Annotated in this window: 22 protein-coding genes; 15 read left to right on the plus strand and 7 right to left on the minus strand. The window is 63.7% G+C overall.

Going from position 1 to position 24,018, the window contains the following annotated elements:
* Positions 1–164: 164 nt before the first annotated feature.
* Positions 165–572, minus strand: a complete 408-nt coding sequence (locus J2W14_RS20030; RefSeq protein WP_307465810.1) for a hypothetical protein — start codon at positions 570–572, stop codon at positions 165–167.
* A gap of 218 nt (positions 573–790) precedes the next feature.
* Between J2W14_RS20030 and J2W14_RS20035 the strand changes: the two genes are divergently transcribed.
* The gene (locus tag J2W14_RS20035; RefSeq protein ID WP_307465812.1) at positions 791–1,753 is read left to right on the plus strand and encodes a LysR family transcriptional regulator; all 963 of its coding nucleotides are present in this window, start codon (positions 791–793) and stop codon (positions 1,751–1,753) included.
* Positions 1,754–1,852: 99 nt separating this feature from the next.
* On the opposite strand, the gene trxA is transcribed toward J2W14_RS20035, so the two are convergent.
* Genes trxA through dnaK form a run of 6 tightly spaced genes read right to left on the minus strand, consistent with a single transcriptional unit; the run spans position 1,853 to position 8,617 of the window.
* On the minus strand, positions 1,853–2,281 hold the full coding sequence (gene trxA, locus J2W14_RS20040) for a thioredoxin (RefSeq protein ID WP_307465815.1): 429 nt from the start codon (positions 2,279–2,281) through the stop codon (positions 1,853–1,855).
* Positions 2,278–4,914: an ATP-dependent chaperone ClpB gene (gene clpB / locus J2W14_RS20045; RefSeq protein WP_307465817.1), complete on the minus strand. Its 2,637-nt coding sequence runs from the start codon at positions 4,912–4,914 to the stop codon at positions 2,278–2,280. Before clpB ends, trxA begins: the two co-directional genes overlap by 4 nt.
* Positions 4,911–5,228 (minus strand): chaperone modulator CbpM, encoded by a 318-nt coding sequence (locus J2W14_RS20050; protein ID WP_307465819.1) that lies wholly within the window; start codon positions 5,226–5,228, stop codon positions 4,911–4,913. The genes clpB and J2W14_RS20050 overlap by 4 nt, the downstream gene beginning before the upstream one ends.
* Positions 5,225–6,172 (minus strand): DnaJ C-terminal domain-containing protein, encoded by a 948-nt coding sequence (locus J2W14_RS20055; protein WP_307465821.1) that lies wholly within the window; start codon positions 6,170–6,172, stop codon positions 5,225–5,227. The genes J2W14_RS20050 and J2W14_RS20055 overlap by 4 nt, the downstream gene beginning before the upstream one ends.
* Positions 6,165–6,710 (minus strand): nucleotide exchange factor GrpE, encoded by a 546-nt coding sequence (locus J2W14_RS20060; RefSeq protein WP_307465823.1) that lies wholly within the window; start codon positions 6,708–6,710, stop codon positions 6,165–6,167. The genes J2W14_RS20055 and J2W14_RS20060 overlap by 8 nt, the downstream gene beginning before the upstream one ends.
* An 8-nt stretch (positions 6,711–6,718) precedes the next feature.
* A complete protein-coding gene (gene dnaK, locus J2W14_RS20065) occupies positions 6,719–8,617 on the minus strand; it encodes a molecular chaperone DnaK (RefSeq protein WP_307465825.1) in 1,899 nt (632 codons plus the stop codon).
* Between the two features lie 781 nt (positions 8,618–9,398).
* On the opposite strand from dnaK, the gene J2W14_RS20070 reads away from it, so the two are divergent.
* The 14 genes from J2W14_RS20070 to J2W14_RS20135 all read left to right on the plus strand — a co-directional run bounded on the left by J2W14_RS20070 (position 9,399) and on the right by J2W14_RS20135 (position 24,010).
* Positions 9,399–10,268, plus strand: a complete 870-nt coding sequence (locus J2W14_RS20070) for a S1C family serine protease (RefSeq protein WP_307465827.1) — start codon at positions 9,399–9,401, stop codon at positions 10,266–10,268.
* 206 nt (positions 10,269–10,474) lie between these two features.
* Positions 10,475–10,729: a DUF308 domain-containing protein gene (locus tag J2W14_RS20075; RefSeq protein WP_307465829.1), complete on the plus strand. Its 255-nt coding sequence runs from the start codon at positions 10,475–10,477 to the stop codon at positions 10,727–10,729.
* Positions 10,730–10,972: 243 nt separating this feature from the next.
* Entirely contained in the window at positions 10,973–11,236 is a 264-nt protein-coding gene (locus J2W14_RS20080) for a UBP-type zinc finger domain-containing protein (RefSeq protein WP_224049406.1), read from the plus strand.
* A 24-nt stretch (positions 11,237–11,260) separates the two neighbouring features.
* Positions 11,261–13,033: an FAD-dependent oxidoreductase gene (locus J2W14_RS20085; RefSeq protein ID WP_307465832.1), complete on the plus strand. Its 1,773-nt coding sequence runs from the start codon at positions 11,261–11,263 to the stop codon at positions 13,031–13,033.
* Between the two features lie 392 nt (positions 13,034–13,425).
* Positions 13,426–13,707 carry a hypothetical protein gene (locus J2W14_RS20090; RefSeq protein ID WP_307465835.1) on the plus strand — a complete coding sequence of 94 codons (282 nt, stop codon included), beginning with the start codon at positions 13,426–13,428 and terminating at the stop codon, positions 13,705–13,707.
* Between the two features lie 65 nt (positions 13,708–13,772).
* Entirely contained in the window at positions 13,773–15,038 is a 1,266-nt protein-coding gene (locus J2W14_RS20095; protein WP_307465837.1) for a PucR family transcriptional regulator, read from the plus strand.
* A 113-nt stretch (positions 15,039–15,151) separates the two neighbouring features.
* Positions 15,152–16,261: a hypothetical protein gene (locus J2W14_RS20100; protein ID WP_307465839.1), complete on the plus strand. Its 1,110-nt coding sequence runs from the start codon at positions 15,152–15,154 to the stop codon at positions 16,259–16,261.
* Between the two features lie 223 nt (positions 16,262–16,484).
* The gene (locus J2W14_RS20105; RefSeq protein ID WP_307465841.1) at positions 16,485–17,555 is read left to right on the plus strand and encodes a LacI family DNA-binding transcriptional regulator; all 1,071 of its coding nucleotides are present in this window, start codon (positions 16,485–16,487) and stop codon (positions 17,553–17,555) included.
* A 131-nt stretch (positions 17,556–17,686) separates the two neighbouring features.
* On the plus strand, positions 17,687–18,178 hold the full coding sequence (locus tag J2W14_RS20110; protein ID WP_307465843.1) for a hypothetical protein: 492 nt from the start codon (positions 17,687–17,689) through the stop codon (positions 18,176–18,178).
* Between the two features lie 111 nt (positions 18,179–18,289).
* Positions 18,290–19,444, plus strand: coding sequence for a substrate-binding domain-containing protein (locus J2W14_RS20115; protein ID WP_307465844.1), 1,155 nt, complete (start codon positions 18,290–18,292; stop codon positions 19,442–19,444).
* 54 nt (positions 19,445–19,498) lie between these two features.
* Complete coding sequence (locus J2W14_RS20120) at positions 19,499–21,007, plus strand: sugar ABC transporter ATP-binding protein (protein WP_307465846.1); 1,509 nt, start codon at positions 19,499–19,501, stop codon at positions 21,005–21,007.
* Between the two features lie 2 nt (positions 21,008–21,009).
* Complete coding sequence (locus J2W14_RS20125; protein WP_307465849.1) at positions 21,010–21,999, plus strand: ABC transporter permease; 990 nt, start codon at positions 21,010–21,012, stop codon at positions 21,997–21,999.
* Positions 21,996–23,180, plus strand: a complete 1,185-nt coding sequence (locus J2W14_RS20130; protein ID WP_307465851.1) for a Gfo/Idh/MocA family protein — start codon at positions 21,996–21,998, stop codon at positions 23,178–23,180. The genes J2W14_RS20125 and J2W14_RS20130 overlap by 4 nt, the downstream gene beginning before the upstream one ends.
* Positions 23,180–24,010 (plus strand): sugar phosphate isomerase/epimerase family protein, encoded by an 831-nt coding sequence (locus tag J2W14_RS20135; protein WP_307465853.1) that lies wholly within the window; start codon positions 23,180–23,182, stop codon positions 24,008–24,010. Before J2W14_RS20130 ends, J2W14_RS20135 begins: the two co-directional genes overlap by 1 nt.
* Positions 24,011–24,018 lie beyond the last annotated feature (8 nt).

Raw genomic sequence — 24,018 nt, forward strand, 5'->3', positions numbered from 1 at the left:
CCGCGCCACTGGTGGTTGTGGGCTCCGGCGGTGTGCTGGCAGACCAGGGGCTGGCCCTGGCCGTTTTCGAGATAGAAAACCTTGTATTCAAGGCCGTCCACGTCGACGGTGACGTAGTGGCCAGTGACGGGGGAAATTTTGCTCATATCAGGAACTCCTATGGTCTAGACGGGTGCGCCGGTAGAGCGCAGCAGTTCGATCTGGCGTGTGATGCAGCGCAGGTTCTGCATCAGAACCAGGACTTCGCCCTCCAGCTTCATGTCGCGTTGGAAAGTGGCGGCCCAGATGCCGTGGTACATGGGAGCCGGGACGGGCTTGCCGAATTCACCCCACGTGTGGGCGCTGGCCCGGATGGCGAACTGGTAGGGAACCTCAATGGGTCCCGGGTCTACGGAAATCTGGGCGATGGTGCCCGACACGACCCGGACAACAAAGGTGTGCGCCTCCATGTCCAGCAGGTAGGAGCAGGTGAAGTACTTTCCGTGAGCTTGGATTTCCGGGTCCCGGTTGTTGGCCTCGGTGAAGCTCTGAACCCAGGATTCTACAGAAGGGGCACGTGTGGCGACCGTCATGTCGTTGTTCCTCTCGTTGGTCTCGCTGAGGGTCGGACTTCTCTGCCCGAGCCTCGAAAGCGGGGTTCCTGGAGTGCCTTTGGCGGCTGTCTCCGTTGGCAACCCTTCGCTGTTTCCATTGCAGCCCCCGTGACCCCGAACGGTCCAATACCTGTGCCCTATCCACCAATAGGCCGAAACTATTGGACCCCGATTGTGGCGGAGCTTACAGTTGAACGATGCAGCAGCCACAGCTAGACCTGCGCGTCCTGCAGTACTTCGTCGCCGTTGCGGAGGAATTGCACTTTGGTCGAGCCGCTGCGCGGCTCCATATCGCGCAGCCGTCCCTCAGCGTCCAAATACGGAAGCTTGAACACTCGCTGGGGACTCCCCTGTTGATCCGGACCAGCCGAAGCGTCTCCCTGACCAGCGCAGGGGATGTCCTGTTGGGTGAAGCTAAGCGCCTTTTATCCGCCGCGGAGCGCGCCGTTTCGTTGACGCGTGAGGTCGCCAGCGGCGTGCGGGGCACCCTGATAGTCGGCTTTCAGGCCAACGCGGCGGCTGAACTGACCCCGCGGATCCTCGCCGCGTTCAAGAACAACCACCCGGAAATTCACGTCCAGATGAGGTCCTTCGATTTCGCCGACCCAACAGCGGGTCTTGCCGACGGAAGCGCTGACGTGGCATTTGTGCGGCCGCCCCTGCCGGCGGCTGACTGGCTCGCCATGGAGACACTGTTCATTGAGCCGCGGGTCCTTGTAGTTGCCAGCAGTTCCCGCTTTGCCGGTCTGTCCGAGGTCTCGGTGGAACAGGTCGTTGATGAGTCCTTCGTCGCCCGCAAGGCTCCGGATAAGTGGCGGGATTTCTGGCTCGCAACCCAGGCGCGCGGCGGGCAGCCGGTCCGTCTGGGCACTCAGGTAGCCACCGTCGACGAGTGTTTCGAAGCCATCATGGGTGAGCGGGGCATTGCCTTCACTCAGGCCTCGACCCAACGTTTCTATGACCGTCCGGGGCTGTCTTTCATCCCGGTCAGAGACGTCCCGCCCTCTCCGCTGTCGATTGCATGGCGCACTGACGTCAATGACGGGTTGGCGCGCGAGTTCGTGGAGACGGCCCGGACCTTGGCCTCCTTCGGAGGCGTACCAAACCTCGTCGACTCCCCTCTTCCTGCCTCGCTATCCTCTTCGCTCCAGTCCAATTAGCTACACAGACGATCGCAGTGCAGCCAAGAAATGCCGCCGATATCTTCTCTGGTGTAAGGGTTGCCCGCCGAGGCACCGACTGAGGGGCTTGCTGTTGGGCTACTTCGTGAGGGCCCCCTCCAACCAGGACCTCAGCACCGGCGCGGGAGCCGCGCCGGCCTGCCTCGCGACGATCTTGCCGTCGACGATGACCAGCAACGTTGGCACTGCCTGAATGGCGAATCGGGCGGAGAGCTGCGGCGAGTGGTCCACATCGACCTTCACAAGTTTGATCTGCCCCGCGCGTTCGTGTGCCAACTGGTCCAGCACGGGGCTCACCATCCGGCAGGGTCCGCACCACACCGCCCAAAAGTCCACCAGCACCGGAACGCCGGACCGTTCGGCGATCTCGCCGAAGTCGTCGTCGCCCGCTTCAACCACCCAGGGAAGCTCCCGGTGGCAACTCCCGCAGCGTGGCCGGCCCTCGGCGACAGCCGGAACGCGGTTGGACTTGCCGCAATGGGGACATTTGATGATGGCCTTGTTCATGCGGTTCCGGCCTCTTCCATTTCCCTAGTGGTGTAGTCAACCAAGAGCTCACCGTCGGCTGCTGTCACCGTCACGACTCCCCCCTCGGCGATGCTGCCGCGCAGGAGGGCCCGGCCCACCTCCGTTTCCACTACACGGGAGATAAAGCGGCGCAGGGGTCGGGCTCCGTAGATCGGATCGAAGCCACGTTCGGCAATCAGCAGGCGCGCCTCCTCGGTCAGGTGCAGTTCGACCTGCTGCTCGGCCAGACGCTGCCGCAGCTGTTCGAACTGCAGGTCCACAATGCGTTCGATCTGCGGCAGGCCGAGAGGCGAAAACAGCACGATATCGTCCACACGGTTCAGGAACTCGGGGCGGAAGTGGCCCCGCAGCTCGCCCATCACCAGGCTCCGTGCCTGCTCGGTGATCGTTCCGCCTTCGGTGGAACCCTCAAGGAGATATTGGGAACCTATGTTAGAGGTCATGATGATCACGGTATTGCGGAAATCAACGGTTCGGCCCTGCGAGTCCGTAACCCTGCCGTCGTCCAGGACCTGCAAAAGTGTGTTGAAGATATCCGGGTGGGCCTTTTCCACCTCATCGAAAAGCACCACCGAGTACGGCTTGCGGCGTACGGCCTCGGTGAGCTGGCCACCCTCGTCGTAGCCGATATAGCCCGGAGGGGCACCCAATAGCCGGCTCACGGTGTGGCGCTCCTGGTACTCACTCATGTCCAGCCGAATCATTGCGTTCTCGCTGTCGAAGAGCGCCGCAGCCAGAGCCTTGGCAAGCTCGGTCTTCCCGACGCCGGTCGGGCCGAGGAAGATGAAGGAGCCGATGGGCCGGCGGGGATCCCGGATACCGGAGCGGGCGCGGATGATGGCGTCCGTCACCGCGCTAATCGCTTCCTCCTGCCCCACGACGCGGGCGCGCAGGATTTCGTCCAGGTGCAGGACTTTTTCACGTTCGCCCTGCTTCAGCCGTGCGACCGGTATGCCTGTCCAGGCCGCGACAATGTCGGCGATCTCGTCTTCCGTCACCACCTCGCGGAGCAGGCGTTTTTCACCCTGCTTCGCGGTCAGCCGTTCCTCCTCGGCGGCCAGCCGCCGTTCGAGGTCACCAAGTCGGCCGTAGCGTAGCTCCGCCGCCCGGTTGAGGTCGTAGTTCCGCTCGGCTTCCTCAGCCTCCAGCCGCGCCCGCTCCAGTTCACTCCGGATTTCCTGCAGCTTGTGGATCGCCTGGCGCTCGGCTTCCCATTGGGCCCTTTTCGCGTCGGCCTCGGCGCGCAGATCCGCCAATTCACGCCTCAGCTCCTCGAGCCGGATCTTGCTGGCCGGATCGGTCTCCTTGGAGAGTGCCGCCTCTTCGATTTCGAGCCGCGTGACCTTTCGGGTGAGCTCATCCAGTTCCGCCGGCATCGAATCAATTTCCGTCCGCAGCCGGGCGCACGCTTCGTCCACGAGGTCAATGGCCTTGTCCGGAAGAAACCGGTCTGTGATGTACCGGTGGGAGAGGGTGGCCGCGGCCACGAGAGCACTATCCTGGATCCGTACGCCGTGGAAGACTTCAAGCCGCTCCCGCAAGCCGCGCAGGATGGAAATGGCGTCCTCCACGTCGGGTTCCTCAACCAGGACCGGCTGGAAGCGGCGTTCCAAAGCCGCATCCGACTCAATGTGTTTGCGGTATTCGTCGAGGGTGGTGGCGCCGATCATGTGCAGCTCCCCGCGGGCCAGCATTGGCTTCAGCATGTTACCGGCGTCCATCGACCCCTCGGACGCGCCTGCCCCGACGACGGTGTGCAGCTCGTCCACGAAGAGCAGGATCCGGCCTTCTGCCGCCAGCACCTCGGCCAGCACCGCCTTCAGCCGCTCCTCGAACTCGCCGCGGTACTTGGCACCGGCCACAAGCGAGCTCAAATCGAGCGAGAAAATGGTCTTGTTCTTCAGGCCTTCCGGCACATCCTGCCGGACGATCCGCTGGGCCAGTCCCTCCACAATGGCGGTTTTGCCGACTCCCGGCTCGCCGATCAGCACCGGATTGTTTTTGGTCTTGCGCGAAAGTATCTGGACGACCCGCCGGATTTCCGCGTCGCGGCCGATGACCGGATCCAGCTTTCCGGAGCGGGCGTCCGCCACCAGATCGCGGCCGTACTTCTCCAGCGCCTCGTAGGTCTGCTCCGGCGTTGCCGAGGTGACGCGCTGGTTTCCCCTGACCTGGGTCAGGACCGAGAGGAACGCCTCGCGGGTGATGCCGTGCTCGGCCAGCACCTTGCCGGCCGCCGTGGACCGGCCCTCCTCGGCCAGCGCGACCAGCAGGTGTTCCACCGAGACGTACTCGTCTTTGAGCCGTTTGGCTTCACGTTCAGCGGCATCGAGGAGTGTGCCGAGCCTGCGGCTCACGTACACCTGCCCTGGCGCTGCCCCCGGGCCGGTGACCTTCGGCTTCCGCCGCAGCGCGGTCTCGACCGCCCTGTTCAGCTCGTCCACGTCAACCTGCATGCCCACCAGTAGCCGCGGAACGAGGCCACCCTCCTGCTCCAGCAGGGCCGCCAGCAGATGCTCGCCGTCGGTCTCGGTATGGCCGTGTTGCTGGGCGATCCGCTGGGCCCCTGCCAAGGCCTCCTGCGACTTCTGGGTCAAACTCTCCATATTCATCGCGAAGTAGTCCTTTCCACTTGCGTGATTTCAACCAAACGTCGTTCCAGCGCGTCCACCCGCGCCAGCAAGTCCAGTACCAGCGGGATTGCCGCATAGTTCAGCGCCAGCTCCGAATGCAGCCGCACGACGCGCGCTATCAGTTCCGGGGCCCGCGGACTGAACCAGGGGCCGCCCGGAGCATCGCCACCGAGCGGCCGAATCAGATCCAGCTCTACGAACCGCCTGACGACGTCGGGGTGGACACCGCTGCTGCGCGCCACCGCCTCGAGATTCAGACGCCACGGATAGGCGAGCGGATATTCTCGGCTCATAGAAGCCCCTCCCTAGGGTGAAAGTCGGACGCGGCGGCAAGCTGCTCGTATAGCTTGCGGACCTCGGTGCTCAGCCGCGGGGGCACCATGACGCGGATCTCCGCGTAGAGGTTCCCCGGCTGGCCCTTCGGGTCGGGCAGGCCCTGGCCGCGAAGCCGAAGTCTGCGCCCGCTGGAAGACCCTTCGGGAACGGTGATGGTGACCGGTCCAGCAGGCGCGTTGACCTTGATCTTGGCCCCGAGAGCGGCTTCCGACGGCGTGACGGGAAGGTCGAAGTGAATGTCCCGGCCCTTGACCCGGTATCTGGCGTCCGGCTGGATGCGGACGGTCAGGAATAGATCCCCCGGCGAACCCCCGTCGCGGCCCGCCGCGCCCTCCCCCGCGAGGCGGATGCGCTGACCGTCCAGCACACCGGGGGGCACGTCAACGTCATAGTTCCGAGTTTCGCCACCCGGCTGGGCCAGGCGGACGGTGCGCCGGCCGCCACGGATCGCTTCTTCGAGGGTCAACAGAAGCTCGGCTTCGTGGTCCACCCCCTGAACCGAACCTGCTGCCTGCTGACGGAACCAGCCACCGAGCAGATCCTCCCAGTCGACGTCGCCTCCCATGTCGACGTGCGCGTTGCCGTAGGCGCCGCGTCCCGGGCCCGGCCGGGGGCCGGGGCGCGGCCCGCCGGAACCCCGCCGCGTGCCGCCGCTCCCCGGGCCAGCGCCGCTGCCGGCGTACTGCCGGTAGTCGGCGCCGAACCGGTCATAGCGCGCCCTGGTTTCGGGATCTGACAAGGTATCGTAGGCCTCACCGATCTCCTTGAACTTGTCGCCAGCATCCGGCTCCCGGTTGACGTCCGGATGGTATTTTCTTGCCAGTTTGCGGTAGGCGCGCTGAATTTCGTCAGGCTTCGCCGTCCGCGGGACGCCGAGAGCTGAGTAGTGATCCTTAGCCACGGTCCGGGGTCACCGCCCGGCTCACAACGACGGCGGCTGGCCGGAGGATGGTGTCCGTGCCGCCGTAGCCCGGACGCAGTACGGTCAGCACAGTCCCGGGGGGAACCCCGTCCGTTTCCGACACACTGACCACCTCGTGGATCCGTGGGTCGAAGGGGACATTCTCGGCGTCAATCCGCGGATAGCCCAGGCGGGCCAGGGTATCGATGGCCTGGGATCGTATAGCGGCTATGCCCTCCACGAGCGGATCCTGCGCACCCGCTGGTGCGTGGGCCAGGGCCAGTTCCAGGTTGTCCAGGACGGGCAGCCACGCCAAAGAAACCGCTGCGCGCTCCTGTGCCCTTAGCTGTGCGCCGTCCCGGGTGGCGCGCTTTCGAACGTTGTCTGCGTCAGCCAGCGCACGGCGCCACTGGTCCTCCATCTTGGCCAGCGCGTCCGCCTGCGCAGCCGCCTCGGTTTCCCTTTCCTTGGGTGCGGCGGCCTCTGCCTCGTCATTTCTTGATTGGGCCTGGCCAGCCGGCCCTGCCTGGTCGCTCATGGCCGTTCCTAGCCACGATCGAATTCTGCATCGACGATGTCATCCTCGTCTACATCGTCGGACGCTCCGGGCTGTGGTGCGGAACCCTGGCCGGCCCCTGCAGTGGCCGCGGAGGCAGCGGAGGCACTCAGCGCCGACTGCAGCTGCTGAAGCTCGGAGATCAGCTCCCTCGCGGTGCCAACATCTGCCTGGTTGCTGACGGCGTCGCGAGCCTGGCCAACCAGCAGTTCCGCTCGGGCCTTGTCATGCACCGGGACTGCGCCACCAAGCTCATTGACGGCCCGCTCAACGCGGTATGCCACCGCATCGAGTTCGTTGAGGGTGTCAATCCGCTCCCGGTTCTGCAGGTCCTCGCTTCTGTGGGACTCAGCCTCGGCAATCATGCGCTCGACTTCCTTGGCGTCGAGGTTGGAGCCTTCGCTGATGGTGATGCCCTGCTCCTTACCTGTGTCCTTGTCGCGGGCGGTGACGTTCAGGATGCCGTTGGCGTCCACATCGAACGTGACCTCGACCTGCGGTTCTCCGCGAGGCGCCGGCCGGATGTCGGTCAGCTGGAACCGGCCCAGCACCCGGTTGTCCGCCGCCAGTTCCCGCTCCCCCTGCAAGGCCACGACGTCGACGGCGGGCTGGTTGTCCTCCGCTGTGGAGAAGACCTCACTGCGCCGAGCGGGGATGGTCGTGTTGCGTTCGATGATCTTGGTCATGACGCCGCCGCGGGTTTCAACACCCAGGGAAAGCGGCACAACGTCCAGCAGCAGGACATCGGAGACCTCGCCCTTGAGCACGCCGGCCTGGATCGCCGCACCGATTGCCACGACTTCGTCCGGATTGACGCTCATATTCGGCTCTTTGCCGCCCGTCAGCCGCCGCACGAGGCTCTGAACCGCAGGAATGCGGGTGGAGCCGCCCACCAGAATCACTTCGTCGATGTCATTGGCGGTGACTTTGGCGTCCGTCATCGCCTGCTGCACCGGCCCCATCGTGCGCTCGACGAGGTCGTGGGTGAGGTCCTCGAAGACGGACCGCCGGATGGTGCTCGTCAGGTGCTTGGGGCCCGTCGCGTCGGCCGTAATAAAGGGAAGATTGACCTGCGTCTGGGTGACAGAACTGAGCTCAACCTTGGCCTTCTCGGCCGCCTCGAAAAGGCGCTGCAACGCCTGGGCGTCCGACCGGAGGTCGATGCCCGCCTCCTTCTGGAATTCATCGGCCAGATAGTCGACCAGACGGCGGTCAAAGTCGTCGCCACCGAGGTGTGAGTCGCCCGCGGTCGAGCGGACCTCCACAACCCCGTCCCCCACGTCCAGCAGACTCACATCAAATGTTCCGCCGCCAAGGTCGAAAACCAACACCGTCTCATGCTTACGCTTGTCAATGCCGTAGGCCAGGGCCGCTGCAGTAGGTTCGTTGATGATGCGCAGGACTTCCAGTCCGGCAATCTTGCCTGCGTCCTTGGTCGCGGTGCGCTGTGCATCGTTAAAGTACGCGGGAACCGTAATGACGGCCTCCGTCACCTTTTCGCCCAGCTGCTTCGCGGCGTCGTCCACCAGCTTGCGGAGAACGAGCGCACTCACCTCTTCGGGTGCGACCTTCTTGCCTTGAACGTGAAAACGCGCCACGCCGTTGTCGTCCTCTACGACGTCGAAACTCACGGCTTTGGCCTCATCTGTAATCTCGTCATAGTGCCGGCCGATAAACCGCTTGGCCGACGTGATGGTTCCCTTGGGGTTGAGAATCGACTGCCGGCGGGCCAGTTGCCCCACAAGCCGTTCCCCGGTGTCCGTGTACGCCACAACTGACGGAGTGGTCCGGGCTCCTTCCGCGTTGGGTATGACGCGTGCTTCCCCACCTTCCCAGACCGCGATCACCGAGTTGGTTGTTCCGAGATCAATTCCTACTGCTTTGGCCATGACTCACTCCGGTCCTAGAGGGCGCGAGCGGTCCTGTGGCGACGTCCGCCCGAGGTTGCACCGCATGACGCACGCCCTGTCCCGCTGGGCCGCGGGGCTCAAGGGCGTTGTCATGGGGCCTAATAGGTTGAGTCTGCCCCCTGGATGGGGCGACGGCATGACCCTCGAAGGTCAAATATGCTCCAGAGAATTGACCTCTCAGGACGGGTCCACAGGCGAATCCGCCGAGACGCCGAGATAATCTGAGGATCGGGCGTCTCACCTGTCGCCCACGAACGAGTCCCTCAGCTGCGGACAGATAATGCAGGTCGAACGGGACGCGACGGTGCAGCTCTGGCTCGCCTCCGGCTCACTGGTCCAGGAACGATGGCCTCACTTCGCTGGAGCAGGCGGCGATACTGGTTAGTGTTCATCCGCCAGACCACTAGTTTTGACCTCGCTGGCTTGATCTGGTGGATTCAAATGCGGGCAGTTTTTGGGCGTCCCGAGACCATGCGGACGCGATGGAGTTGGAGGAGACTCAGCCTGTCAGCTGTTTCCGTAGGCAGCCAGAGAGAGCAGCGGGAATCCCATGAGCATGAGCAGATCAACGGCCGTCGAGGTTCCGGAGCCAGGACTCGGGAGGGCCTGGACCGGCGCCCTCGGCGCGGGGTTAATGATATTCGCGTCGGCCTGCACAGGGTCGCCTCCGGCTCCGGCATCACAATCCGCAAGCGCTGGTTTGAGCTCTACAGGGGACCTTTCAGCCGTTCCTGGGATCGTAAGAGAAGTCGAGCCCTCCGTGGTCACGATCCAGACATCAGACGGCATCGGCAGCGGTGTGGTGTACCGCAGCGACGGCACCATTGTCACGGACGCCCACGTGGTGGAGGACCAACAAAAGAAGCCGTTCACGAGCGTCCGGATCCACTTCGCGGACGGATCTCAGGCGTCGGCCACGGTCGTCGGTGTTGATGACGCCACCGATGTGGCAGTGCTGAAGGCTGACCGGGGCAACCTTCCGGCCGCCAAGTTCTCTACTGTCCTTCCCGACGTCGGGCAACTGGCGGTTGTCATCGGCAGTCCGCTCGGGCTGGAGCAGACCGTCACGGCGGGCATTATTTCCGCTCTTCACCGTAATATGCCACCGTCCGAGGGATCACCCCAAGGCCTTATCGACCTTATCCAGACAGACGCGCCCATCTCCCCCGGCAATTCCGGCGGAGCCGTGGTCAACAGCAGCTCGGAGATCATCGGACTCTCGGAAGCCTATCTGCCACCAAGTTCGGGCGCCGTGTCGATCGGGTTCGTGACTCCCGCGGCCACCGTGACCGACGTAGCGGACCAGATACTCAAGAGCGGAGTGGCCACACATCCGGTCCTTGGAATCATTCCGACCGACATTTCTCCTGAGATCGCAACCCGCTTTGGCCTCCCCACACAGTCGGGCGCGCTGGTCATCGAAGTTGCCCCGGGGGGACCGGCAGCCAAAGCGGGATTGCAGCCAGGAGACATCATCACTGAGCTTGACGCGCAGAAGATCGCCAGTGTAACTGACCTCCTTGCCGCCGTCCGCAGCAAAGAGCCCGGCCAGCAGGCCGACGTCGGGTTCCAGCGCGGACAGGACACAAAATCAGTGAAAGTCATATTGGGCAGCAGTGCAACGGGATAGCCCTTTTCGTGTGGCCCGGGCCAGCAAGATAACGACTAAACCAATTTCAGAAACGGAGGTGCGGCCATGTCCGACCCACTGGCACAACAATTGTTTAGGAGATCAGGAACTGCGTTGATCATCTCCGTGCTCGCGGGTCTCGTCGCCTTCGTCTGGCCGGACATCACCGCCCTCTCGCGGCGCTCGTCATCGGCCTGTGGGCGGTCATGCTCGGTGTCTCCCAAATAGCGCTGGCCTTTGATGTCAAAAGGAATGTCGGGTCATGGTGGCTCTGGCTGATCACAGGTATCGTCACCACTCTCTTCGGACTCTTCCTGGTTATTCTTCCCGGCCCGGGCATACTCAGTCTCCTGGGGCTGCTCGCGTCCTTCGCAATTCTCATCGGAATACTGCTGATCGCCTCCGGTGTTGGGCTGCGCAGGTTGGGCGAAAGCCCTGGCACAAGGCTCTCGATGGGCTGAAAGGCTGCCTATGGGGCGAGGGCTTCTCAGAATTCTGGACCGCTGGCCTCACCTCCCTGCCAGACGCGGGTCTTCCGTACGCCGCTTGACAGGCCCCTGAGCGGGGTCTAGAACTGACCCTTAACCGGTGCACCCCTTGCCGGGCCGAATGTTACCCATGGCGCCGGTTAGTGCCGATGGAACCCTTATTGCTGGCTGTCGCGGCGGTGCCGGCTCCATGGACGGACCGACATAGGAGCCAGCATGATCCCTCGAATTCCTGATCCGCATCTCGCGCTGATTCGTCCGGTTCGGGTGCGCACCCCGCAGGGCTGTGAGGAGTGTCTGTCTTTGGGCACTCCGTGGGTTCATTTGCGTTTGTGTCTCTCCTGCGGCCATGTCGGGTGTTGTGATTCCTCACCCATGCGGCACGCCCGGGCCCACGCCAACGAGTTGCATCCGATCGTTCGTTCCTTGGAGCCCGGCGAGGACTGGCGCTGGTGCTATCCCCATGAGGCATTGGTCTAGGCTACCGGCGGGCGAAACGAGCTGATGAAACCTGTCGCAGGGTCGACGCCGATCGAAACGCCGGATCTCTCCGGCGCGTATCCACGGCTCAGCCAAGCCCAGATCGAATTGTTGGGCCGCGCCGGCACTAGCCGGGCTACCTCTGCCGGAGAAGTCCTAATCCAGGAGGGAACGGTCGAGGCTGATTTCTTCGTCATACTGCAGGGCACCGTCTTGGTCGTCGAGGGGCTGCACGCCCCCGCCGGTGGCAGGCAGACCGCTGAGCTTGGTCCCAACGCGCGGACCCTTGAAGTTCACGGTCCGGGACGCTTCCTAGGGGAATTGGGCGTGGTAGAGGGGCAACCGGCCTTTGTCAGCGCTGTGTCCGCCGAGGCGGGTGAAGTGCTGCAGATCAGCGGGGAAGACCTGCGCCGTGCCGTGCTGACGGACGCCGCGGTGGGCGAGACCATCCTGCGGGCATATCTTCAACGGCGGATCCTGCTGATCAGCGCGGGCGCGGGCATGCGCATCGTTGGATCACGCTTCAGCCGTGACACTCTTCGCCTCCTGGAATTTGCAGCGGCCAACCGTCTGCCTCACCTGCTGGTCGATCTGGAGGATGACGAGCAGGCGCAGGGCATCCTGGACCGGGCCGGGATACTCGCGGATGAGCTGCCGGCGGTGGTGCTAAGCGCCTCACAGGTCCTCAAGAACCCGTCGAACGCAGATCTGGCCCTAGCCATGGGCCTACGGACGGTGAAAGAGCATTCGGCTTCGTACGATCTCATGGTGATCGGAGCCGGCCCCGCCGGCCTGGCGGCTGCCGTCTACGCGGCGTCGGACGGGTTGTCGGTCGTCCTTAAGGAAGGCTTCGCGATAGGTGGGCAGGCCGGCACGTCGTCGCGGATCGAGAACTTTCTCGGCTTTCCCGCCGGGATCTCCGGCGGCGAACTCACTGAAAGAGCGATCATCCAGGCCCGTAAGTTCAGCGTCCAGACCAACGTCGCATGCTGGGCACGCACCATCGAATTGAAGGACGGCGAGTTCCACGCCGAGTTCAACGAGAGCGGCCCGGCCTCCTCCCGAGCAGCGCTGCTCGCAACCGGGGTTCGTTACCGCCGGCTGCCAGTCCCCGGGCTGGAGAAATTCGAGGGGATCAGCGTCTTCTACGCCGCCACCGTCCATGAAGCCAGGCTCTGCGGATTGCAGCCCGTGACCGTCGTCGGCGGTGGAAACTCCGCGGGACAGGCCGCGCTTTTCCTTGTTGGCACGGGAGCACAAGTGCGGCTGGTGGTGCGCGGGGCGGACCTCCGCGCGGACATGTCGAGATACCTCGCGGACCGGATCGAAGAGCAACCGGGCATAGAGGTACTCCTGGGGGCCAACATCGTGGCCGTAGACGGTTCCGGCGCCCTTGAACGGATCGTCGTCGACCTGGGAGCCACGGGCGAACAGCGCATCTTCGACTCCCGATACCTCTTCATTTTCATCGGGGCCGCGCCGCACACAGGATGGCTCCAGGGCACCGTCGCCCTGGATGACCACGGCTTTGTTCTCACCGGGGCTGATCTTGAGGACCTTCCTCCTGAGTTCAGCCATCTGGGGCGCAGACGGCTGCCACTGGAAACCAGCGTTCCCGGAATGTTCGCGGCCGGCGATGTTCGGCATGGATCGGTGAAACGTGTAACGGCTGCAGCCGGTGAAGGCTCAACGGCCGTGGCAATGATCCACGAGCACCTGCGCCTCCTCCGGGATGGACCGGCGCGCAGCGGAGTCAGGCACGGTGAGAGTCCAGCAGGAGGCTCCCCCAGGCTGTGACGGACGACGCCCGGCACCAATTTCGCGGTTTTCAGTCAAGTCGCCGCTCGAGGGACTCAGCTATGCCGTGGAAGCGTCGATGACGTTCCGAAATGCCGTTGAGCGTCCAGCACTGACGGCAATCCGCGGGGACATGACAAGCGCTTAACAATGGCGACATAGGGGCGTAGTTTTGTCTGGAGTTGGCATGCCGATTCCATCCAAGTACGGCGTTGGATGCGTCGAGGTTCACTTGCACGACGGCATGCCCTGGGACCCGAAAATGGTCGCTTCTACACTCCGTGATCGGGATTACAGAGAGGGCAACGGATTACGGTCTGCCCAGGGTTGTATGCCCTGTGAGATCCCCTTTGCTTTGGACAGAGACGAGGATCAATATGTTCGATCGACGTGTGGCAGAGGAGATCCTCAACACGGCCGCGCAGGCGGTGTCGGGCGTGTCGTTCTGTGAGATCAAGGACCGTTACCTCGCGGTGAATGGTCAGTTGAACCCCGTGCCCGAACGCGCGGCATTGCCTCAGGATCAGGACGTCCGGCGTCTCAATGGCAGGGACTCGGTTCTCCCGTGCGCCAGGCCGGGCTGGCGATATGCGCTGTTCACCGTTGGCGACGATGCCGAGCTGAACGGGTGTCTGGTGCTCTCGCCAGCCACCCTCCGGAACTCCCTCAGCTGATGCAGCTCCGGACAACCGCGGGGACGACGGGAACGACTCACGCCAGGGAATCCCCCCGGGAACTCATGAATGACGCAACCGGTCAGCTGCTCCGCCGTGACGACATTGACCAGCGTCTCCTTTCCCTCTCGGCGACTGTACGTGAGCTGGAAGAACACGCCAAGATCCGGGATGCCCTGGACCAGGGCGCGACTCACGACCTCGGGGACACCGAATCCCGGGAAGGACTCCTGGCGGAGGCACTTTCACGGCTGACGGGGCGGCCCATCTGTATTGAGGACGCGTTCGGGCATATCAGCGCGGGGGCGGGGATCGGGTCCAAACGCCCCTACCCCAGGCTTGGCGCGGCGGCCAGGTCGCGGACTGCCCAGCTCTGGCTCGCCTCCGGCTCACCAGTCCGCGAACCGCGAAGGCTCGTTGCCCTTGCCCTGTCGCACGGCGAGGTGTTGGGGGCTATTTGCATGCTGGCAACCGACAGGCCGGTCACAGCCGGAAACGTCTTCGCTTTGAAGTACGCAACGCGGCTCTTGGAGGTCGAGTTGTCCCACCGCCGCAGCCTGGCCCGGCTGGAACTAAGGCTGGGGCGCGACCTCGTGGACGAACTCGTGTCCGGAACGGATGGCGCAACCGCAGGGCTTCGTGCGGAGGCACTGGGATATGACATCAGCGGCCTGCAGCACGTCATCGTGGCGCAGTGGCAGCCGCCACGAACCGACGATACTGTCGTGGTCGCACTGCGCAGGACGTTCCGGGAACTCTGTTCATCCGCGCTCGTCTCACGGCGCGCGGACATGGCTGTGGCCGTGGTAGGTGGAGATCCGTTGGGCGCCGAGGTCTTTTCCGTTGTCGCCAAGACCCTACGATGTACCACCGGGGCCGTAGGCATCGGCGGTCCGAGCCTGGATGTCACCCAGATCCCGCGCTCCTTCTCGGAAGCCCTGCACGCGCTGCACGTCCGGGCCGGTTCAATCGAGCGCTACGGTGTCACCCGCTTTGATCAACTGGGGATCTACCGTATCTTGGCCCCAGCTGGGGGCGAACCGGATCTGGCCGGCTATATCGACGAGTGGCTCGGTACCCTTCAACGCGCCGACGACAGCCGGGGGTCTGACCTGGTGCAGACCCTGGCCCAGTACCTGGACCACGGCGGCAACTATGACAGTACAGCCCAGAGCCTGACCATCCATCGAAGCACTCTGCGTTACCGTTTGAAGTCCATCCGGCAGATCACCGGCTTCGACCTAGCCGATCCCGACACCCGCCTGAACCTGCACGTCGCAACGCGGGCTTGGCGCCTTCGTCCGAACGGCGCCCCGTTTCACGTCCCATAAGCAGGCCTCAATCGGCCGAGTACCCCACGAATTCGGGCATCGGGAACCTGCGTCCGCGGCAACGGTGGCATCCAGTTTGCTGGTCATAGACACTGAACCATAGGAGGTCGGGAGTGCCGGAACATTCGGGCGACGTGAACCCCACCAGTGCCCGTACGCTGGGCGTGCTCGCCGAACCAGAGGTCACCGCCGAGTTTGCCGAGCGCAACGGACGCGAAGTGGGCCATCTGCTCAACCTTGCCGACGAGCGCCACGACTGGTCCGTGGTGATCGAGTACCGGGATTTTACGGCCGGCAATGGGTTGACGCCGATGCTGGCCTCCTTGGCGAAACACCGGACCCTACGTGCATGGGATGTCATGGTCTGCCTGACCGATCTTCCGATTCGTTTCGAGGGCCGGACCGTGGTCGCGGAAGTTGCGGTTGGAGAGCCGATCTCCCTGGTTTCGTTGCCCGCGCTCGGCGCCGTCAACATCGACCGCCGGGTCCGCTCCGCCGTCGCCGATCTCGGCTGGGCGATGCACCGCCACTTCGATCCCGAGGATGACGCCGTGGAATTCGGCCCGCCCTCGCTGCAGCAATCCAGGCGAATTGAGACTGCCGTTCTTGACGACGGGCCGATTGGGTTCCGCTACGTCGCAGCAACCCGCCTCGGCCGGGGACGGTTGCTGGCGGGCATGCTGCGGGCGAACCGACCTTGGCGGCTGGTCTTCGGATTGAGAAGCGCAATGGCCGCCGCGATCGCCACAGGCGCCTTCGCGCTTGTCACGGACACAATCTGGCAACTCGCGGACCTGCTCGGGGCGCCGAGGCTGACCCTGCTGATGGTTCTCTCGATCAGCTCTATGGTGTTCTGGATCATCACCCAACACGATCTCTGGGAAAGCCCCCGGCGCGACGATACGCTCGAACGGTACAAGGCTTCCTTGTATAACACTTCAACAGTGTGGTCGTTGATGATCGGCGTCGTGATCAGCTACGTCCTGCTGTTCGTGGCCGTACTGCTGGCCGCGGCATTCACTATCGACGAAGCCCTATTGGCACGGACCCTGCAACATCCCGTGACTGTTTGGGACTTTATGGAAGTCGCCTGGATGACGACATCGGCGGTGCTCATCGGTGGTGCGTTGGGCTCAGGATTCGAGTCAAAGGACGACATTCTTCGGGCGGCGTACGGCCAACGCGAACGTCATCGCCGACAGGCTGCCGACGAAAGCGAATAATTCGCCCTGTCAAAGGCGGATTCCAGGCGCTGTTGACGGGTCTACGAAACGGATCCAAGAGGCTCTCGGAACCGTAGGGACAGAGCCCGCCAGCAGACTCCGTGCCATCAAAGTCTGCGCCCGAATCTGACGCGACAGACGCAGGGGCACCGCGGTACCGCGTAAGGTTAACTGCACTGGGAAGCCTCCGCCGGGGGCTGGTGTTGGCGAGACAGGGGACTCCGTGGCAGGAGCAGCGAGGGGTAACAACGCGAAGGTAGCGTCTGCCCATCCATCCAGACCACGGAAGCCGAACATCAGTGATGTCGCCCAGATGGCCGGAGTCTCCTACCAAACAGTCTCCCGGGTGTTGAATGACGCTCCGGACGTCAGCTCTGCAACGCGCGTGCGGGTCCAGCAAATCATTAAGGACATGGGGTACCGCCGCAGCCGGGCGGCCACCGCCCTCTCCACGAGCCGCTCGACAGCCATCGGTATCCTGACCGACGGGTCCCCCCGCTTCGGCCCGGTCGGGACGCTCATGGCCCTCGAGAAAGTTGCCCGGCAGAAGGGTTACTTCACTACCGTCGTCACGGTCGAGGACCCGTACGCGGATTCCATTCCAAAGGCACTGGATACCTTGGACGAGATTGAGGTAGACGGCATCATCGTGATCGCACCACTGCTGTCCATGGCAGCGGCAGTCAGGGACGCGACAATCCAAGTTCCGGTCGAGATGATCGCCGCCGGAGCGTCATCGACTCCAAACGTGTTCACGTACTCGGAGAACCAGGAGTTGGGGGCGCGTATGGCCACCCAGCACCTCATCGATCTGGGCCACACCGACATCGCGCATTTCGCCGGGTCCATGGACTGGTTTGACGGACGGGTGCGGAAGCGCGGCTGGGAGGCCGCACTCCGAGACGGCGGTCTCGCGCCGGGGCTGTGCCTGGAGGGCGATTGGAGCCCGGGGTGGGCCTACGAGACGGGGCTCCGGCTGGTCAAGGAGAAAAGGGTCCCGCAGGCGATCTTTGCAGCCAGTGACCACACCGCCTTGGGCCTCATCCGCGCCTTGGCCGAGTCCGGCATCCGCGTCCCGAACGATGTCAGCATTGTGGGATTCGACGACGTCGAAGGTTCAGACTTTTTCCTTCCCCCCTTGACCACGGTGCGGCAGGACTTTGCCGCGTTGGCCCACGCCAGCATAGAGGTGCTTCTCGGCGCGATTGAGGGCCGCGAAGTGGACCGCGTGCCCAACGAGCCGACGCTTGTGGTTCGCCAGAGCGCCGCACCGGCCCGACACCACCGCCTCTAGCGCCCGTCCCGCGTTGGACGCCCAAAGTAATCCTCGCGTGAGACTTGACACATCTTCCGTGACCGGTCACGATTGAAGAGTTCCGTGACCGGTCACGGAGATTGAACTCAACGGCGAGAGAAGAGGATCAGGTGCACAGCGAACTCCGCGCCCATTCGTTTATGCTTCACCCCGACGTTGCGGTTCATGACATCGACGAGGCCCAATGGGAGAACGTCGGACAACTCCTGGCAGAGGCAGCATGCTCGAACGATGACGTCGCACGCGCTGTCCGCGACTTCGTCCCCCCGAGTTCGTCGGCCGTCGTCGGTGTCTTCGAGGGCCGTGTCCTCTGGGCAAGCCTGGTCGTCGCCATCGACCACACCGCCGCGATCACCTCCGTGACAACCGTCGACGGCGCCGCGGTCAAGTTGCAAGGGGACATGGGCACAGTGGCCGGCGATGTCGTGAGATGGGTTCACGCCCATCACGGACTCTGCTCGCTGGGCCTCTTCCTCGACAAACCACACGCAGAGAATTTCTTGAACGCCTCCGACAAGGCTGCCGCAATCCGTAGGGCCTCGGCCACCGGCGGGCTCGTCCTGTCACCGGTTCCCCCTCCTTTGGCGACCGCCCTCGCCTAAGTAGACCTCACCACCACCCCACCTCATCGTTGGGCCCCTCGGGCCCAACGACGCTGAAGAACACCCTTTTTTACTCATCACCCACATCACAAATCAGGACTGGAGAACACCATGATCCGCAGGACGACGCTCTTCGCTGTCGCAACGGCTATTGCTCTCGCCACCGCCGGTTGCAGCCCAGCGGCGAGCACCACAACAACGCAGGATGCCGGCGTATCGGCCAAAGCCGACGAAGCCCTCGCCAAAATCAAGGGCCAGGTCCTGAGCAAGGGCCCGAACGGCGAAGAGCCTGCCCCCGCCTCCGTAGCAGAGCTTAGCGATGACGACGTCGCCAAGGTCAAGGCCATGGGAGCCAAGGCGGCCATCGTTATGCATTACGGCGGCAACGACTGGGCCAACGCCCAGATCGCGGGCCTGAAAAGCGAATTTTCTCGTCTGGGTATCGACCTCATTGCCACCACGGATGCCAACTTCAAACCGGACAAGCAGGTGTCAGACCTGGAAACGGTCATGACGCAGAAGCCCAACATTGTCGTTTCAATCCCCACCGACCCGGTCGCCACCGCGTCCGCGTACAAGAAGGCAGCGGCGGAAGGAGCGAAGCTGGTCTTCATGGACAACGTCCCCCAGGGGCTCACCGCAGGCAAGGACTATGTCTCTGTCGTATCGGCGGACAACTTCGGCAACGGCGTCGTATCGGCCCATCAAATGGCGAAGGCGCTGGGCGGCAAAGGGAAGATCGGCATGGTCTTCCATGAGGCCGACTTCTTCGTCACCAAGCAGCGCTACCAGGGGTTCAAGGAAACCATCACCAAGGAATACCCGGACATCAAAATCGTCGAGGAAAAGGGCATCGCGGGTCCTGATTTCGCTGGTGACGCACAGAGTGCAGCGAACGCCATGCTGAGCAAGTACCCCGATCTCTCCGGGATCTGGGCCGTCTGGGACGTTCCTGCGGAAGGTGTCATGGCTGCAGCCCGCGCCTCGGGCCGAACTGATCTGAAGATCGCGACTGAGGATCTGGGTAAGAACGTTGCGATTGCCCTGGCCAAGAATGAGCTGGTCGTCGGTCTCGGCGCCCAGGTGCCTTTTGATCAGGGTGTCACCGAAGCACGGCTCGGCGCCATGGCACTGCTCGGAAAAACTCCGCCGCCATACGTCGCGCTGAGTGCCGTGCCCGTGGACCACACCAACGTCCTCGAAGCGTGGAAGCAGGTCTACCACGAGGATGCCCCCAAGGATATCCAGGACTCCTTCAAAAAATAGCGGGGTTGGGGCAGGCCGCAGGGCCTGCCCCAGCCACCGAAAAAGGATTGCACCATGAACACAAGAGAGCCAGCCGTCGAGATGCGGTCGATCTCAAAGGGATTCAACGGCGTCCCCGTCCTCAATGAGGTGGACTTCGAGGTCCGCGCCGGAGAGGTACACGCGCTTGCCGGGGGAAACGGCGCCGGCAAGTCAACACTGATGAAAATTCTTCAGGGCGTTTACCAGACTGACTCCGGCAGTATTCTCGTCGGCGGAAAGCCAGTCGAGATCACCTCAATCCAGGATGCCAAGGCCGCCGGCATCGGCATGGTCTTCCAGGAGTTCAGTCTGGTGCCCAGCCTGACCGTGGCCCAGAATATCTTCCTCGGCGCAGAACCGCAGGGCCGGAGCGGCCTGATCGACGACAGGGAGGCTGTCCGCCGGGCCCGCGAAGTCTTCACGGAGATGGAAGTCGAGGTCGATCCGCGGGCCCATGTTTCCAAGCTGGGCACCGCGTACTGGCAGCTGACGGAAATCGCCAAGGCTCTCGCCCAGAACGCGAGGGTACTCATCATGGACGAGCCGACGGCGAGCCTGGCCCGGCATGAAACGGAGGCCCTCTTCGACCTTGTAGCCAGGCTCAAGAACCGGGGGATATCGATCATCTATATCTCTCACCGAATGGATGAGGTTTACCGTATCGCCGACCGCATCACCATCCTTCGCGACGGTCGCCGGCTGCTCACGGAGCCCCTAAGTAATGTCACTCCGGAACAAATTGTCGAGGGCATCGTGGGGAAGAAGATCGAGGGGCAGCTGACCTACCAGCAACGGGAGCGGGATCCATCGTCGGCTTCGCCCGTCCTTGAAGCCAGGGGCCTCACGTGCGGCAAAAGGGTACGCGACGTCTCCTTCACGCTGCACGCGGGGGAAATCCTTGGCTTGGCAGGACTCATGGGAAGCGGCCGCACGGAGCTTGCCAGGGTTCTGTTCGGCATCGATTCGCTCGAAAGCGGCGAGATCCTGATCCGGGGCCAGAAGGCCGTCATCACCAGCCCGCGACGCGCCATTGATGCCGGTTTGGCTCTCATTCCCGAAGACCGACGGGACCAGGGCCTCGTACTCGACCATTCGGTTCGGGACAACCTGCTGCTCCCGTTGCTGGACAACATCAAGCGCGGGCCCTTGCTCGATGCGCGGGCGGGCAGGACATTGTCCAGCTCACTAATCAAGAAGTTCGCCGTGAAGGTTGCGCATCCGAACAAACCAGTGCGGCTGCTGTCCGGCGGAAACCAGCAGAAGGTGGTGCTGGCCAAATGGCTCGGGACGGAACCGGATGTCCTCATTCTCGACGAGCCAACAGCCGGCGTCGACATCGGCACCAAGAGCGAGATTCTGGACATGATCCGGGAACTCGCCAATGCCGGCAAGGCCGTCATAGTCATTTCCTCGGAGTACCCCGAATTGCTCGCCGTGAGTGACAGGGTCCTGATCCTGAGGGATGGATCCATAACGCGTGAACTCAAACGCAGCGAAATCGCCGACGAAGAATCACTACAACTCGCAGTTCAGGGAGTCTGATCATGAACAACGCAACCATTTCCACCGAATCTCCCAAAACAGGGGGTCTGGACACAGTCAAACGCACGTTGGGTGAGCTCGACTGGCGCCGCTACGTCATCTACATCGGATTCGTCGTAGTTTTCATTTTCTTCGCTGTCCTCCTGCGCGACCAGGGATTCCTGTCCCCCATCAACCTCCTGAACATCTTCCGGCAGACCGCAACCATCACCATCATTGCGGTGGGAATGACGTACGTCATCGCCTGCGCTGAAATAGACCTCAGTGTTGGCTCGACCGCAGGACTATCAAGCGTCTGCACAGCGATGGCGCTCTCCCAGTGGGGCATCGTCCCCGGCATCCTGGCCGGCCTTGCGGTCGGGCTGGTGGTCGGCTCGATCAACGGTGCACTGGTCAGTCTCTTGGGGATCCCCTCATTTCTGGTCACCCTGGGCATGCTTGGGATCGCCGTTGGTGTGGCGCAGTGGATCACCGCGTCAGCGCCCCAGCCAATCCTCAATGACACCTTCAACATGCTGTTCGGGTCCGGAAACTTCGGCCCCGTTCCGGGCCTGATCGTATGGAGCGCCATCTTCGTGGCGGTCGGCGCCGTTGTGCTTTCCCGCACCAAATTCGGCCGCCAGGTGCTTGCCACCGGTGGCAACCGGACCGCCGCCGACTTCACGGGCATCAACACCAAGCGCATCAAGTTCCAGGTTTTGCTGATCTCGGGGATGGTCGCCAGCGTGGCCGGCATGCTGTATGCAGGAAGGCTCGAGTCCGGCCGCTTCCAGTGGGGCGCCGGCGACGAACTCTCTGCGATCGCGGCCGTGATTCTGGGCGGCACCAGCCTCTTCGGCGGAGCGGGTTCGGTCGTCGGAACCCTGTTCGGCGCGCTGCTCATCGGCCTGATCAATAACGGACTCATCCTCGCCGGCCTCGACAGCAGCCAACAGCAAGTGGTCCGTGGGGCCATCATCATTCTGGCCGTCGCGCTGGCCCGCAAGAAATGAGCGCCATCGCCCGACCTCTGCGCTCAGGAATCATTGGCACGGGGTTCATGGGCTCCGTCCACGCTGCTGCCGTCCGGGCAGCGGGAGGGACAGTGACCCGTGTGGCCAGCCGAAGCCGAGCAGGAGCCGAGCAGGCGCTGGCCAGGCTCGGCGGGGCCGCAGCCGCGGAATCCCCGAAGGCCCTCATCGAGTCGGACGACGTAGATGTGGTGCACATCTGCACTCCGAACGCCACACACGCCGAGCTGGCAACACTGGCGATCGCCGCCGGCAAATCCGTCATCTGCGAGAAGCCCCTGGCGACGACCGCAAAGGACGCCGCCGCACTGCACGCGGAAGCCACCCGCGCCGGCGTCGTGAACGCAGTGCCTTTCGTCTACCGCTTCTATCCTGCCGTGCGGGAAGCCCGGGCACGGCTGCAGGCAGGGGAAGCGGGCCCGCTGTGGTTGCTGCATGGTTCATACCTCCAGGACTGGCTGGCAGATCCCGGTGCCAGCAACTGGCGGGTCGACCCGACGCTCGGCGGCGGTTCCCGGGCGTTCGGTGACATCGGGGTGCATTGGTGCGACCTGATGGAGTTCGTGACGGGGCACAGAATAGAACGACTGGTAGCGCAAACGGCCCGAGCCTTCTCAGAACGGCCGCAGACGGGCCTGGACTCCCCGCGGACGACGACGGCCGTCGGCACCGAAGACGGCGCCACCGTCATGTTCGAAACCAACCAGGGCGCAATCGGTTCGCTGCTGGTGAGCCAGGTCAGCCCCGGTCGGAAAAACCGGCTCTGGTTCTCGTTTGAGGGTCCTGACGCCACGTTCTCCTTTAACCAGGAAAAACCGGACAGCCTCTGGGTTGGCGGCAACACCTACAGCAGAACCATCTCCAGCGGTTCCGACAGCCTCTCAACCGAGCAAGGCAAGCGGTATGCCACTCTGCCCTCCGGCCACCCGCAGGGCTACCAGGACAGCTTCAACTTGTTCGTGGCCGACGTTTACGCCGCCGTCCGCGGCGCCGCACCAGACGGACTGCCGGACTTCCGCGACGGGCTCAGGGCCGCCCGCATCACCGAGGCCGTCTTGGAGTCCGCGGCCACCGGCCGCTGGGTCGACGTGCCGGGAACGGACGACGAACCATCACCCCCGGGCGGCAGCGGCGCTGCACCAATTTTGGAAAGGAAATCATAATGCAACTCGGATATCACACCATCACCTGGGGTGGCGTCGTCGGCCATCCCGTCGGCGTCACCAGCATCAAGGACCTCTTCTACCAGACCAACGGTTCCATGGAAACGGCCGTTCGGGACATTGCGGCCGCCGGCTACGAGGGCACGGAGATGTTCGACGGCAATCTGGTGGAGTATGCGGACCGCCCCGAAGAGCTGCGCGGGCTGCTGTCGGAGTCGGGGGTGAAGCTCGTCTCGGTCTACTCCGGCGCCAACTTCATCTTCGCCGATGTCCTCCCGGAGGAATTGCACCGCATAAACCGCGCCGCCGAGCTCGCGGCCACGTTCGGCGCTGAGCGTTTGGTGGTGGGCGGCGGCGCGCGCCGCGCCGCCGGAACGACGGACGAGGACTACACATTGCTCGCCCGCGGCCTGGACCAAGTGACGGACATCGCCGAGCGTTTCGGTCTGACCGCCAGCTATCACCCGCATTTGTCCACCATCGTGGAAAGCCCGAGTGAGCTGGAGCGTCTGATGGACAGCACGCGCATTGGCTTCTGCCCCGACACGGCGCACCTGGCCGCGGGCGGAGGCGACCCCGCGGCAGTGATTCGCAAATACCCGGACCGGATCCGCCACGTCCACCTCAAGGACTTCCGCGCAGACCCGTTCCAGTTCCTGCCGCTAGGCGAAGGTGACCTGGATTTCCCGGACATCATCCGTGCCGTGAAGGAAAGCGGCTACGACAGCTGGCTGATGGTCGAACTCGACAACTATGCCGGTGATCCTCGTGCCGCCGCGGAAATCAGCAAGAAATACCTCGACAAGCTCCTCGCCGATTCCGGCCTCTAACCCAAAGG

This window comes from Pseudarthrobacter oxydans (genome assembly GCF_030812335.1).
Lineage (GTDB): Bacteria > Actinomycetota > Actinomycetes > Actinomycetales > Micrococcaceae > Arthrobacter > Arthrobacter oxydans_B.